This window comes from Escherichia sp. KCJ4928 (assembly GCF_004352695.1).
Classification (GTDB): domain Bacteria; phylum Pseudomonadota; class Gammaproteobacteria; order Enterobacterales; family Enterobacteriaceae; genus ECMA0423.
The window spans coordinates 1-336 of the sequence record NZ_SJWV01000682.1 but is presented as its reverse complement, the minus strand read 5'-3'; the positions used below and the strand labels follow the sequence as shown (position 1 = coordinate 336).

The following is a 336-nucleotide window of genomic DNA, read 5'->3' as shown; positions in this document are numbered from 1 at the left end:
CAGGGATGCATATGCTGCATAGTCATCTTCATATGCCTGATTGTCTGTCTCTTCTGCAGGGATGTCATAAGGATGATTCTGTTCCGACACTGCCGGTTCAGGGGCTGTGCTCTGTCTGTTTTCAGGGTACACTTGTGGCTTCTCATCTTTTACCGGTGTGAATATCAGGTTGCCGATCACGATAGCTTCACGGCGGTCAGTAGTGTCATTGTTGGGCGTGGGGATACCGATATATTCTAACTGTGCGTTCATGGCTCGCTGAAAGGCGTCCCGTCCCCTGCTGGCGTCCAGGTCATTGAAATCGGTCAGTCCCTGTGCTTTTTCCGCCTCCGTAAA

At 51.2% G+C, this 336-nt stretch carries 1 pseudogene; it reads right to left on the bottom strand.

Annotation, left to right across the window (positions count from 1 at the left end):
• Nucleotides 1–336: pseudogene (locus E0D98_RS26245) on the bottom strand (DNA primase); the annotation flags it as partial.